This window comes from Rhodococcus sp. APC 3903 (genome assembly GCF_030407755.1).
GTDB classification, from domain to species: Bacteria; Actinomycetota; Actinomycetes; order Mycobacteriales; family Mycobacteriaceae; genus Rhodococcus_F; species Rhodococcus_F erythropolis.
The window spans coordinates 78,789-90,675 of record NZ_JASDCV010000024.1; the positions used below are offsets into that span (position 1 = coordinate 78,789).

At 61.3% G+C, this 11,887-nt stretch carries 11 protein-coding genes; 6 read left to right on the forward strand and 5 right to left on the reverse strand.

Annotated elements, in window-relative coordinates; translation table 11 throughout:
* The first annotated feature begins 10 nt into the window (after positions 1-10).
* Together QMA15_RS26960 and QMA15_RS26965 are read left to right on the forward strand one after the other, a co-directional pair.
* Positions 11-934, forward strand: a complete 924-nt coding sequence (locus QMA15_RS26960) for an oxidoreductase (protein ID WP_290287316.1) — start codon at positions 11-13, stop codon at positions 932-934.
* Positions 935-1,053: 119 nt separating this feature from the next.
* Positions 1,054-1,773 (forward strand): sulfite exporter TauE/SafE family protein, encoded by a 720-nt coding sequence (locus tag QMA15_RS26965; protein WP_290287318.1) that lies wholly within the window; start codon positions 1,054-1,056, stop codon positions 1,771-1,773.
* 501 nt (positions 1,774-2,274) lie between these two features.
* Here the strand turns inward: QMA15_RS26965 and QMA15_RS26970 are convergent.
* Genes QMA15_RS26970 through QMA15_RS26980 form a run of 3 tightly spaced genes read right to left on the reverse strand, consistent with a single transcriptional unit; the run spans position 2,275 to position 4,827 of the window.
* Positions 2,275-3,360 (reverse strand): zinc-binding dehydrogenase, encoded by a 1,086-nt coding sequence (locus QMA15_RS26970; RefSeq protein WP_290287320.1) that lies wholly within the window; start codon positions 3,358-3,360, stop codon positions 2,275-2,277.
* Complete coding sequence (locus tag QMA15_RS26975; RefSeq protein ID WP_290287322.1) at positions 3,357-4,064, reverse strand: phosphonatase-like hydrolase; 708 nt, start codon at positions 4,062-4,064, stop codon at positions 3,357-3,359. Before QMA15_RS26975 ends, QMA15_RS26970 begins: the two co-directional genes overlap by 4 nt.
* 19 nt (positions 4,065-4,083) lie before the next feature.
* On the reverse strand, positions 4,084-4,827 hold the full coding sequence (locus tag QMA15_RS26980) for a GntR family transcriptional regulator (RefSeq protein WP_290287324.1): 744 nt from the start codon (positions 4,825-4,827) through the stop codon (positions 4,084-4,086).
* Between the two features lie 186 nt (positions 4,828-5,013).
* On the opposite strand from QMA15_RS26980, the gene QMA15_RS26985 reads away from it, so the two are divergent.
* From QMA15_RS26985 to phnE, 4 genes are all read left to right on the forward strand, one after another.
* Positions 5,014-5,922 carry an alpha/beta hydrolase gene (locus QMA15_RS26985; RefSeq protein ID WP_290287326.1) on the forward strand — a complete coding sequence of 303 codons (909 nt, stop codon included), beginning with the start codon at positions 5,014-5,016 and terminating at the stop codon, positions 5,920-5,922.
* Between the two features lie 65 nt (positions 5,923-5,987).
* Positions 5,988-6,956, forward strand: a complete 969-nt coding sequence (locus tag QMA15_RS26990) for a phosphate/phosphite/phosphonate ABC transporter substrate-binding protein (protein WP_290287329.1) — start codon at positions 5,988-5,990, stop codon at positions 6,954-6,956.
* A gap of 2 nt (positions 6,957-6,958) precedes the next feature.
* Positions 6,959-7,759: a phosphonate ABC transporter ATP-binding protein gene (gene phnC / locus QMA15_RS26995; protein WP_290287331.1), complete on the forward strand. Its 801-nt coding sequence runs from the start codon at positions 6,959-6,961 to the stop codon at positions 7,757-7,759.
* Entirely contained in the window at positions 7,756-9,339 is a 1,584-nt protein-coding gene (phnE, locus tag QMA15_RS27000) for a phosphonate ABC transporter, permease protein PhnE (protein ID WP_290287333.1), read from the forward strand. Before phnC ends, phnE begins: the two co-directional genes overlap by 4 nt.
* A gap of 494 nt (positions 9,340-9,833) precedes the next feature.
* On the opposite strand, the gene QMA15_RS32865 is transcribed toward phnE, so the two are convergent.
* Together QMA15_RS32865 and QMA15_RS27010 are read right to left on the reverse strand one after the other, a co-directional pair.
* Positions 9,834-10,112, reverse strand: a complete 279-nt coding sequence (locus QMA15_RS32865; RefSeq protein WP_315873995.1) for a DDE-type integrase/transposase/recombinase — start codon at positions 10,110-10,112, stop codon at positions 9,834-9,836.
* A 548-nt stretch (positions 10,113-10,660) separates the two neighbouring features.
* Entirely contained in the window at positions 10,661-11,029 is a 369-nt protein-coding gene (locus QMA15_RS27010; RefSeq protein WP_290287335.1) for a cupin domain-containing protein, read from the reverse strand.
* Positions 11,030-11,887 lie beyond the last annotated feature (858 nt).

Below are 11,887 nucleotides of genomic sequence, written 5' to 3' on the forward strand. Positions count from 1 at the left end.
CGTATCGGCCATGACCTCGAGCGATCATTCAGCAGATGTGCCCACGATCTCGAAACCTACTGTTGCAGTGGTGGGTCCAGGTGCGATCGGTACAACCGTGGCGGCGGCGCTGCATGAGGCCGGTCGCACGCCGATACTGTGTGGTCGCACAGCGCGTGAGTACCTCACGCTTCGAGACGAGGGTGGGCGGATAGAAGTACCGGGTCCTGTACTCGTTAACCCGAAACGTATGGACCAGCCCGTAGATCTTGTTTTCCTGGCCGTCAAATCAACTCAGGTCGATGCGGCCGCCCCGTGGCTGGCGGCGTTGTGTGGCCCGAAAACTGTTGTCTGCGTGCTGCAGAACGGAGTCGAGCAAGAATCGACCGTGGCGCCTTACGCCCCTGGATGCTCAGTGCTGCCTTCGGTGGTGTGGTTTCCGGCCCAGGTTCAGCCCGACGGATCAGTGTGGCTTCGCGGAGAAGCTCGGCTGACTGTACCGGACTTGCCTGCAGCCCTGGTCGTAGCCCGCGCGATGCACGACACTCGGTGCTCGGTAGATCTGGCGGTCGACTTCACCACCATGGCATGGAGAAAACTGCTCCAGAACGCAGTCGCTGGCCTGATGGTACTCACCGGTCGACGCTCGGGAATGTTCGCTCGGACCGACATCGCTCGATTGGCACTCGACTATCTCAGCGAGTGCCTCGAGGTCGCTCGTGCCGAAGGCGCAAACCTGGGCGACGAAGTGCCGCAAGAGATCCTTGAGATCTTCCAAGGGCACCCAGCTGACATGGGGACCTCGATACTGGCTGACCGGCAGGCCAACCGGCCCCTCGAATGGAGCGCACGCAACGCCGTCGTCCAGCGACGCGGATGCGCGCACGGTATCTCGACACCGATCAGCGATACAGTGGTGCCGCTGCTGGCATCCGCGAGCGACGGACCAGCGTGAATGCTGAACGTGACAGTCGTGGAGACAACGTACCGCTGCTCGCCGGCCTGCCGTCGTCATATCTTTCGGCTCATTCACTGCTGCCCCCGGCACTACGGCCGGCGTGAACCGATCAATTTATGGCTGCACTACTCCTAATCCCATTGGCCATCCTCGCCGGGATTATCGGTGGCGTTGTCGGTACCGGCTCTTCGTTGATCTTATTGCCGGTGCTGGTCCTTCTGTACGGGCCCCAGGTCGCCGTTCCGGTGATGGCGATCGCGTCCGTTCTCGGCAACGTCGGACGTGTGATCGCTTGGTGGCGCCAGATTCAGTGGCGCCCAGTTCTCGCCTACTCGGCGACGGGGGTCCCTGGCGCTGTGCTGGGCGCCCACACATTGCTGACCATCCCCCCGGCTGTGGTCGAGGTGTTTCTTGCCGTGTTCTTCCTCTCTATGGTCTCCCTCCGTCGGCGAATCCGGCATTTACATTTACGTTTTCGGGTGTGGCATCTGGCAGTTGCGGGTGCCGTCGTGGGGTTTCTAACAGGTCTTGTTCTTTCGACGGGTCCGCTCAGCGTGCCGGTGTTCACTGGGTACGGAATGAGCGGTGGGGCATTCCTCGGTTCGGAGGCGGCCAGTGCAGTCTTTCTCTACGCGGGCAAGCTCGCCACGTTCGGCAACGCTGGCACGCTCACCTCGGCTGTCGTGGTCCGTGGATTGACGATCGGAGTTGCCCTTCTCATTGGATCGTTGTGCGGACGGTGGATTGTGCAACGGCTCCACGCTCGGACGTTCGACGTCCTGATCGACGGAGTGCTCGTCGCCGGTGCGGCGGGAATGTTACTTGCGCTGCGATGAGACAGTCTCGGTCCGGCGCCGCGACCGGAGAGTTCCAACTTCGTTCGTTGCGGTCGCGTCGGGAGTATCGATGTTCATACTGCCGAGGCGACACTGCCTCTACGCTGACGACTACTCGGCGGAACGGTAAGTCCAAGTCCTATTTCCAGCTCTTACCCGGCTATGTCCGACCGGGCAGAACGGCTCGGTCACCGACACACTTCCTAGGGGGGCGGCATCTGTACTCGATGCATAGGCGGCGATGACTTCGCCTGGTGAGGAGTGGCGTCCACGGGTCGCAGTGCCTGTATTTCGGCAAGTGAGGGCCATTCGTTCTATCCAGCTCGCCGACCGGATCGCAGGTGTGCGGTGGATAGCGCTAGACCACCCGGAGCTGACACGGTTCGAGTTCCAGGTGGCCTCGCGATTTCTCGCGCTTGTTCGTCTTGCGCCGACGCGCTCATACAATGCGATGCTCGGGACTCCAGCTTTGGTCGTGGTGGTCACATCCGACCGCGGCTGTCACCAGGGTCTGATCGCCTCGCGCGGGGCTAGCCCTGGAGCCCCGGTGAGAAGTCTGGGTAGCTCACTCATCGGCTTTGCAGGGGCAACCAGCTGCATCCACGGAAAGACGCGCGCGGTCCGAGCCAGAAACTCGAGCGCAGAAACAAGATGTCGAGGTTCGTAATTATGTTGTCCCTGAACAGTTGTATCGTTCCGGACGATCGACTCAGGATCGATCTGCAGCAGGCCGTCGGGTGCTACGGATCCGGCGAGAACTGCGGTGCCGCCGATGTCGAGCAGGGCGAGGCCCTGTTGCAGCGCCGCACGGGATCCGGAGAATTCGAGCAGAACATCTGTCGTTCCTGCCTCGGAAACGCTGTCCACGGAGCGCGTCGCACCGAATTGGGTAGCGAGCACGCGGCGTTCGTCGCTGACGTCGATCGACACGACGGCGGCAGCGCCCGCATCAGCGGCAACTGCGGCCGCAGTCAGCCCGAGCATGCCGGCGCCGATGATCGTGATCCGCTTGCCCGAGAGATCTCCGGCTCGCTCGGCCACGGCCATCACGGTCGCTGTCCCACACGCAGCAGGTGCGGCGAGTTCATCGGGAAGATCGTCATCGACAACGGCGATAGGCATTCCGCTCGGCAACAGAACATGCTCGGCATATCCACCCGATAGTGCCCACCCCGAATCGAGCGCTTCGTGCCCAGCCTTTCTCACTTGGCGGCACTTCGCGGTGAAGCCTCGTGCGCATCGATCACAGCTACCGCACGGGAAGGTGACAGACCAGACGAGGCGTTGGCCCAGTCGAAGTTCGGTGCCGTCGATAGCCACGACTCGACCGGATTTCGCGATCAGGGTTCCGACGGTCTCGTGGCCGAGAATCGACGGGCATGGCTGCTGACGTCGTCCGCTGACGGTATGGCGGTCGCTGCCGCACACGGTTGCCAGGTCGATCCGAACGAGGGCCTCACCGGCCCCGAGAATCGGTATCGGAAGTTTCTCGAGTGTGATCGAGGCGTCACCGCGCCAGATTGCGGCGGTGGTCTCGTCGGGAACGGTGCCCTCTGCTGAAATGTCGAGAGGCTCGGTGCTGGTCATCGCGTCAATTCCAAATGTGTGGCCGAGACGAGAGCCGGTATGTCCGCAACCGAGTGCAACAGGTGGGTGTGGCGATGAGAACCCAACTCCTGGGCAGTGCCTGCTCCTGACAAAACTCCGACGACGTAACCGGCGCCGGCATTGACGCCCGCTTCCAAATCCCGGGGAGTATCACCGGCGACGAGTACTCGGGATCTGTCGGTGACCCCGGCGAGTTCCATGGCGCGGAAGATCATGAACGGTGCCGGCCTGCCGTGGGGGACATCGGTTCCGCAGACAACCCCGTCGACGGCGATGTCGTCCTCCCACCCGAGCGCACTGAGTAGCAGTTGCACGGTGCCGTGGTCGAATCCGGTGTTGAGCACGACTTTGATACCGGCGTCGCGCAGTCGGATCAGGGCACCGTTGACACCTGGCAGCAACGTAGGCGGGTGTTCGGTGTAGGCGGCCTGCAGCCGACGGCGAAAGTCCGCCACGACATCGGCAAGACGGTCGGGTTCCGGTGCGACTCCTCGTTTGTCGGTGAGCAGCGCACGAAGGGCTTCCTGTTTCGCGGAACCATGCCAGTGATTGATATCGGCGTCTGTCGGGTTCGCGCCGTGCGCTCGTGCGGTTTCCGCGAGTACTCGATAGACGCGTAGCCCTTCGTCGACGGTGGTGCCGGCCATGTCGAATACGGCAAGGTCGATGGTTGGCGTGCTCATACGTTCTGCTCCTCCAAGGTTACGGATTAATGCTGCGGGCCAAAGGGATCCGCATGTCGGGGGTGTTCTGGATCGTGAATGCGACTTCGGTGGGCCTATAGCGGTCGTCGTGGTACTCGATGACCGCACCTTCGGCGTCGCGTGTTGTACGGCGTTGCCGCAGCAGCGGCGAGCCTTTGTCGACGCCAAGCCATGCCGCATCGACCGTGTCCGCGGCTACTGCATCGATCACGTGCGATGCGGACGCGAATACGACGCCGCGAGATTTCAGGAACTCCCATTGGGAACCTGCGTCGGAGTCGAATTCGAACAACAGTCGCCCGACCTGTTCGACATAGAGTGCGCGCTCGAGCATGGTAGGGACTGCGTCCAGTGTCCGTACTCGAAGGCCTTGAACCACCATGGAACCCGCGTCGATGTGCAGTGCACCAGCGGCTTCCTCATCGGCGGTACGAAGACCTAACTCCACCGTGCGCTGACCGGGAATCCGCCCGAGTGAATGGGCCCAGGACGAGTACGACATCAACGAGTCGATCGGTTGCGCCAGCGCCTGGGCGCTCACTGTCGAACGACGCCCACGACCACCTGAGATCAGACCCTCCGCGCGTAAGGTCGCCATCGCCTGGCGGATCGGCGCACGCGATGCATTCCATTCCGCGCACAGTTCAGCCTCGGATGGCACTGCTTGGCCGGGTATCAAACTTCCTCCGCGAATTCGTTCTCGAAGACTTTCGGCGATCGCCGCATGCAAAGCAGTGGTCATGCACACAGACTCACATGTAAGTACATGTAGGTCAAATCGACAAATGAAGAGATTTGCCGATGGTGTCTAATGGGTGAACAGAAGTAAAAAATATTGCGGGATAACATATTTGAGGTTGCGTCGACAATAGTTTGCGGCCAAGGTAAATGGCATGACAAGTTTGCGTCTGCAGCAACTGACTTCATCATGTCCGTGACCCGGCACCCCATCGACGTGGTCACCACCAAAGACCTGGTTATCGCCTACGAACGACACGGGCACCGGGGTAACCCCCCGATTGTCCTTCTTCACGGATTCCCATACGACGTTCGCAGCTACGACGAGGTAGCGCGGATTCTTGCCGCTGGGGGCGGCGAAGTGTTCGTCCCATACCTTCGCGGCTTCGGACCCACCTACTTCAATCGATCCACCACTCTCCGCTCCGGCCAGCAAACTGCGTTGGCCAGCGACCTCATTGCGTTGATTGAATCCCTCGGCCTCGACCGGCCAGTCGTGGCGGGTTACGACTGGGGCGGCCGAGCGGCGACTGTGACGGCGATACTCAGACCCGATCTGATCTCCGGTCTCGTGAGCGTCGACGGGTACAACGTGCACGATCTGGCCGGCGGTGGGCTACCGAGCCCGCCCGACCAGGAACGAAAGCTCTGGTACAACTACTACCTTCACTCCGAACGGGGCCGTCTCGGACTCGAACAACATCGCGAAGCGTTCGCTCGCCTGCTGTGGACGGAATGGTCACCCAGGTGGATTTTCACCGAAGAAGCCTTCAAAGCGACAGCTCCCTCGTTGCACAACCCGGACTTCGTCGCCGTCGCCGTCCATTCCTACCGACACAGATTTGGTCTCGTCGAAGGCTCCCCGGAGCGCCAGGCCGACGAGGACCGCGTCGCAGCGCTTCCTCAGATTCATGTCCCCACCGTCGTTATCAGCGCACTCGACGACGGACTCCGAGAACCGAAGCCGACATCCGAACATGCAGAGCGCTTTTCCAAATTGATCGCCGACGTACGCATCCACGTAGGCCACAACCCTCCACAGGAATCCCCAGCCGAGTTCGCAGAGGCCATCGCCCGTATCCGCTTCACCGATCGATGATCGTGCGTTGTGCCTGCATTTGAGGACCGCGCAACTTTCCCACATTCGAGATATGGACAATCATCATGAACAGCAGCATTTTTCGGCGGGTGGCCAGCACCACCGCGACATTGTCGGCCGCCGTACTGGTCCTCGCCGGATGCTCCGGCTCCACGGCGGCTACTACCACCGAGCAGGGTTTCCCCGATACGATCACCCTGGCATCCATTCCCGGAGAGAACTCGACAGATCAGCGGTCCAGCTATCAACCTGTCATCGAGCGATTGCAGCGTGAAACCGGCGCGAAGGTCGACTTGGTGCAGGCCTCGGACTACGCCGGCGTCGTCGAAGGCCTGATCGCGGGCAACGTCGACATCGCATTCTTGGGCCCGTTCGCTTACGTCGTGGCAGGTGTCAACGGAGCTCAGATGACACCCCTGGGCGCGGTCGTCAAGAACGCGGGAGCGACACCGGGTTACCACTCCTACGGAATCGTCCGCTCGGATAACGCGTTGGTGAATTCTCTTGCGGATTACGCAGGCAGGAAGGTCTGCTTCGTCGATCCAAGCTCCACCTCGGGATTTCTCTACCCGTCGGCGGGACTCATCGAGGAAGGAGTCGTGGCGTCCGGCTCCGAAGGTGACATTTCGGCCAGTGTGACGCCGATCTACGCCGGCGGACACGATGCCTCCGCGCTCGCCGTCAAGGCGGGAGACTGCGACGCGGGTTTCGCATTCGACACCATGGTCGACCGGACGATGATCGACAACGGGGAACTGCAACCAGGTGACCTCAAGACCGTATGGACATCCGAGACCATCGCCGGGCAGGTATTCGTCGCCAACAACAAGCTCGGGACCGATGCGATCGACAAGCTGCAGAAGATATTCACTGAAAGCATGAATTCCGATGCCTTTGTTGCCGACGGCATTTGCTCCGAGGAATGCCGGATCACCGACGATCACGCGTGGGGTGTCGTACCGGCCAAGGACAGCGACTACGACGGCGTACGTCACGTCTGCGATGTGACCGGCTCCGAGAAGTGTCGGGGCTGATCATGTCCGGGCCTATCGATCGCAAGAATATCGTCGTCAGCGCACACGACGTCACCAAGAAGTTCGGTTCCACTACAGCGCTGAAGAACGTCAACCTCGACGTGCACCGCGGTGAAATGCTCGTTCTGCTGGGTCTTTCGGGTTCAGGCAAGTCGACGCTGCTGCGCTGCATCAACGGCCTGCACCCGATCACGTCGGGAAGTATCACCGCCCTCGGCACTCGCGTCGATCTAGCCAACCGGAGGGGCATGCGTGAGCTACGCAAGAATGTCGGCTTCATCTTTCAGCACTTCAACCTGGTCGGGCGTCTGAGTTGCATCGAAAACGTGCTCGTCGGCGGCCTCGGCCAGTTGAAGATTCCGCGCTACGGCGCAGTGACCTACCCCAAATCGATGCGCGCGGAGGCACTCCGGTGCCTCGACCGTGTCGGCCTTGCCAGCTTTGCCGAGCGCCGCGCGGACACGTTGTCCGGTGGGCAGCAGCAGCGCGTCGCGATCGCCCGCATGCTGATGCAGCGGCCGAGCATCGTCCTCGCCGACGAACCGGTCGCCTCGCTCGATCCCGAGAACGCGGGCATCGTCATGGACCTGTTGCAGCGGGTGTGTACCGAGGAAAAATTGACGGTCGTGTGCACCTTGCACCAGGTAGATCTCGCACTCGGCTGGGCGCATCGACTCGTCGGTCTTCGAGATGGGGAGGTCGTGCTCGACCGCCTCGCAGCAGGCTTGTCGCGTGAGGACATCATGCCGATCTACCAGCGAATCATCTCAGGCGACGTGCGGACCGGGGCCACGTCGACATGACCGTCACCCGGGAACCGAGAACCGAGCCGCAACAACCCGAGAAACGGCGACGCTGGCTCCTTCTGTCGCTCGGTGCGATCGCAGTGGTGCTGACACTTCTGTCGGCCGGGTACATCGACTTCGCGCCCGCGACGCTCGTCGACGGAGTGGAAGACGTTCAGCGACTGCTCGCACGCATGCTTCCACCGCGTGTCGACGACCCCGGCCGGATCGTCTCCCTGGCCTTCGACACGCTGCTGATGGCGGTCCTCGGTACTGTTCTTGCCGCAATGGTCTCTGCGCCACTTGCTTTTCTGGCCGCACGAAACACCACACCGCACCCCGCCGTGTACACCGGGGCGCGGGCCGTCATCACGTTCTGCCGCGCGATGCCCGATCTGTTGTTCGCGGTCCTGTTCGTACGGGCTCTCGGAATCGGCGTACTCCCCGGTATTCTCGCGCTGGCGCTGCACTCGATCGGCATGCTCGGCAAGCTGTTCGCCGACGCCATCGAGGAATCCGACAATGGCCCACGCGAAGCGATTCGCGCGACCGGCGTCGGGTACGTGCGGGAGATGACCAATGCAGTTGTCCCGCAGGTCGTTCCCGCATGGATCGGTGTCTTCATCTACCGAATCGACATCAACCTGCGGATGTCCGTCGTCCTCGGGTTCGTCGGCGCAGGCGGAATCGGCTTTGCGCTGCAGGACGCATTGCGGGGGCTAATCTACCCGAGGGCACTGGGAATCGTTCTCGTCATACTCGTCGTCATCGCCGCGATGGAGTTGGCGGCCATCGGCATCAGGCGGATGCTCCTCGTCCCCTCCGAGGCAGGTACACGGCGTGATCGAGCGATGAAAATCGGTGCCGGTACGGTACTGCTCGGGTTCACGGTCGCCTCGTTCGTCGTGCTCGACATCGATCCCCGATCACTGCTGACCTGGATCGGCCCGTCGATCGAGGTGTTCGGGCGCATCGTGCCGCCGGACTTCTCCGCGCTCGGCGTCGAACTCGTCGACGCTGCTGTGCAGACCGTTGCGATCGGTGTCGTTGCCACAGCGCTCGGTGTCGTGCTGTCGATTCCCGTCGGAATTCTCGCGGCTCGCAACGTAACTCCCCATCCGGTGGCCTACTGGGTCGCGAGGGCGTGGATTCTGCTGGTACGTGCTGTGCCCGAACTCGTCCTTGCCGTCGTGTTTGTCGCTGCGCTCGGGCTCGGACCGGTCGCGGGCACCTGCGCCCTTGCTATTGGTTCGGTCGGTTTCCTGGGCAAACTCGTCGCCGACGCAGTCGAGGAAATTGATCCGGGACCACTCGAAGCGATGGCGTCCGTCGGGGGTGGATGGTGGAACAAGATTGTGAATGCAGTTGTCCCGCAAGCGGTGCCATCGATAATCGGTTCGAGTCTGTATCTACTCGACGTGAACATCCGGACCTCGACCATCTTGGGCATCGTCGGAGCTGGCGGCATCGGGTTCCTGTTATTCGAGTCGATACGCACACTGAACTTCGACGTCGCAGGCGCCATCGTTCTCGTCATCTTCGTCGTAGTTTACGCAGTCGAAAGGATTTCCGGATGGATCAGATCACTCCTCGTCTGACGAGTCGCATGCCGTCGACGCACTGTTCTGGCAACCTCATCACGCGAGCAATCGGTGACGCTACCGTTGTTCGGCGCATGAGTTCATCGAGTAGTCGACCGAGCGAAGGAGACTCGGACCTGCCCGAGGGAGCTGGATCTCCCTAGTCCGAGATTCGACCTTGGTCTCAACAGGTCAACGCATCATTACTGGTGAGATGTAACGTCGACCTGTTGAGATCAGATCTTTTCCCGGGCCGGATCTGCCGATTTGCACGAATCTCGAACGTCATGTGCAACTCCTGACGAGATCAGGTGATGCAACGATCCATGGAACTCATGCGACTTCGACATCTACGTTCACCAACTCGGTCCTGATGCCACCGCATCTGTCGTGCGGTGATCGCCCCCGCCGCACTCCGGCCGAACCGGGGTGGCTGCCGTGGGCCACCGACGCCCCCAACGGTCTGTGTGTTTCAAGCTTTCTGGGATGGAGCAGTTTACGGGCGCAGCACGTCACCACACGGAGTCGTCGGGCAGGCGGCGACGGCTTGTTCGGTGACCTGATTCCACACCTGAAATCGGGTGGCCATGTCGGTGGGGTGCTCGGTGGAGTTCACCCGGTGGCGGGCGGTCGAAAGTGCGGGAAATCCGACTGGAAACGGCCAGAAACCGTTGCACTGAACCGACAGTGTGGAACCCTTTCATCGCGCGTTCGCGTTGCCTGGTCGGTTGACGGGATTTTTCGCACCGATTATTCAAGTGTTTGTTTTGCCGGTGCTCCGCTGTCGACATCGTCTTCCGGTGTGCAACCTGGTAACTGCGAAGTTTGTCGGTGATCAGCACCCGTGACTGACGGCCTTACTTCAGAAATTTTCTGAAGACCTGGTCGCAGCCCTACCGTTCCGCTTGCCTTCGATGAAAATGTCGAGCACATCGCCGTACTGAATCTACCGCCCGCCACAGGTACTTTCGGACTCCACTGACCGCGGCGGACACTTCGTCGAGATGCCATTCGTCGCCCGGACGAGGTGCTCTCCGCCGAGGCCGGCGGGCGAACTCGGGCCCGAACCGGGCGTGCTAGGCGCGGATTGTCTGCAGGTCACCTCGATCCCACGCTTAGCCATCAGCAGTTCGATGTCGCGAAACGGCAGACTGAACCGGTGATACAGCCACATGCAGTGGGCGATGATCTCCCGCGGATACCGGTATCCCGTGTCCGTCGACGACACCACCGCATCATCCCAGACCAGCCCATTTCAACAACTTGACGACTCCGTTCGGGCGGTACGGATTCGCGTTTGTCGGATGTACCTCTCTGATCAAGATTTTGATGCCCGTGGTCACCCGTTGTAGACGACGAACACCTTGCGCACGGTCTCGGTGACCGTCCACGTGCCTTTCCACCCGACGGGGAAGATTGCGCTCGTACCGGCAACGAGGTGTACAGGATCGCCGCCGTCCTCCTCGACGGTCATGGCGCCGGAGACGATGGTGATGACCTCGCCGCGGGTGAGGAACTCCCACCGTGACTTGCCTGGTTCGCTCTCCCAGACTCCGGATTGGATGCGCTCGTCGTCACTGGTGAACTCGACGTCGGCACGCGTGATGATGTCTCCGGTGAGTGGCTCGGCGCTGGGTTGTCCGAGCAGTGCTTGCTGAAAGATCCCGCTTGCGCTGTCCAACTCTGCGGCGCGGAAAGAGATAGTCACAATGCAATCCTGACTTTCGTAACTCGTGTACTGAATAGGACTCATCGATAATGTCGCGACCTGCAGGGCTGCGATAGGTTCATTCGTCGCATCTTTCAACGGCCTAGTCGAACAGCTGGCGAAAATACCGATCACCCACAGTGGCAACGGCGCTGTGGTGCCTCAGACGGGGAAGCTATGTCAGCTAGGTGTAGCGATATTGCTGGAGGCTGAAGTAGCCAGGCTGACCTTTTGCGGTGGAACGGAAGTTGGAAAACGGACTGCCGATGGAAAGGCGCGAGTCTTGTGACACATGGAATGCCGCGGTGTTTATTGAAGGAAGCCGCGATTGGCGAGGCAGTGGCGGAGACGCCGATCGCTCACCTCGCTGCTGGGATGGGCTTCGAAGTACCCCGTTTTCTGTCAGTCCTTTTGCCGCTAAGTAGTCTTGGGTCGCACGCCCGCCCCGGTGTACTGACACGGCAACCGAGCTCCCAGAAAGCAGAGGGTTGTGGCCGCGATCGAGTCGACGCGACGAAATTGAATGGTCTACTTGCGCAGCATGGTCGGGTTGCGCACCCGGTGGCATCGTCATTGCTTGTCGTAGGGCGCAAGATCCCCGCGGAACGCGGGAACTGAATCGCCGCCGGTTCGTCCAGCCGAAAGGCAGAACTGGTCGAAACAGCCCGGCACCGTCGTAAACCAGGAACGTGCCGTTCATTTCGGATAGGTGTTTGATAGGCGTCCTATGGGGTGGACGCTGTCAACGAGGTGATGAAGCGCTCGGCCGTCGCGTCGACCTCGGCGTCGGGGGTGAGCAACCGCTGCAGCAACAGTCCTCGCAGACATGCGGTTGCGATGATGCTCTGCTGCTGTGCA

Bases quoted from the DNA above. Each gene is read 5' to 3' on its own strand.
- QMA15_RS26960 (WP_290287316.1), top strand. From the start codon at position 11: ATGACCTCGAGCGATCATTCAGCAGATGTGCCCACGATCTCGAAACCT.
- QMA15_RS26990 (WP_290287329.1), top strand. From the start codon at position 5,988: ATGAACAGCAGCATTTTTCGGCGGGTGGCCAGCACCACCGCGACATTG.
- QMA15_RS32865 (WP_315873995.1), bottom strand. From the start codon at position 10,112: ATGTCGACAGCGGAGCACCGGCAAAACAAACACTTGAATAATCGGTGC.
- phnC (WP_290287331.1), top strand. From the start codon at position 6,959: ATGTCCGGGCCTATCGATCGCAAGAATATCGTCGTCAGCGCACACGAC.
- QMA15_RS26975 (WP_290287322.1), bottom strand. From the start codon at position 4,064: ATGAGCACGCCAACCATCGACCTTGCCGTATTCGACATGGCCGGCACC.
- phnE (WP_290287333.1), top strand. From the start codon at position 7,756: ATGACCGTCACCCGGGAACCGAGAACCGAGCCGCAACAACCCGAGAAA.
- QMA15_RS26980 (WP_290287324.1), bottom strand. From the start codon at position 4,827: ATGACCACTGCTTTGCATGCGGCGATCGCCGAAAGTCTTCGAGAACGA.
- QMA15_RS26985 (WP_290287326.1), top strand. From the start codon at position 5,014: ATGTCCGTGACCCGGCACCCCATCGACGTGGTCACCACCAAAGACCTG.
- QMA15_RS26965 (WP_290287318.1), top strand. From the start codon at position 1,054: ATGGCTGCACTACTCCTAATCCCATTGGCCATCCTCGCCGGGATTATC.
- QMA15_RS26970 (WP_290287320.1), bottom strand. From the start codon at position 3,360: ATGACCAGCACCGAGCCTCTCGACATTTCAGCAGAGGGCACCGTTCCC.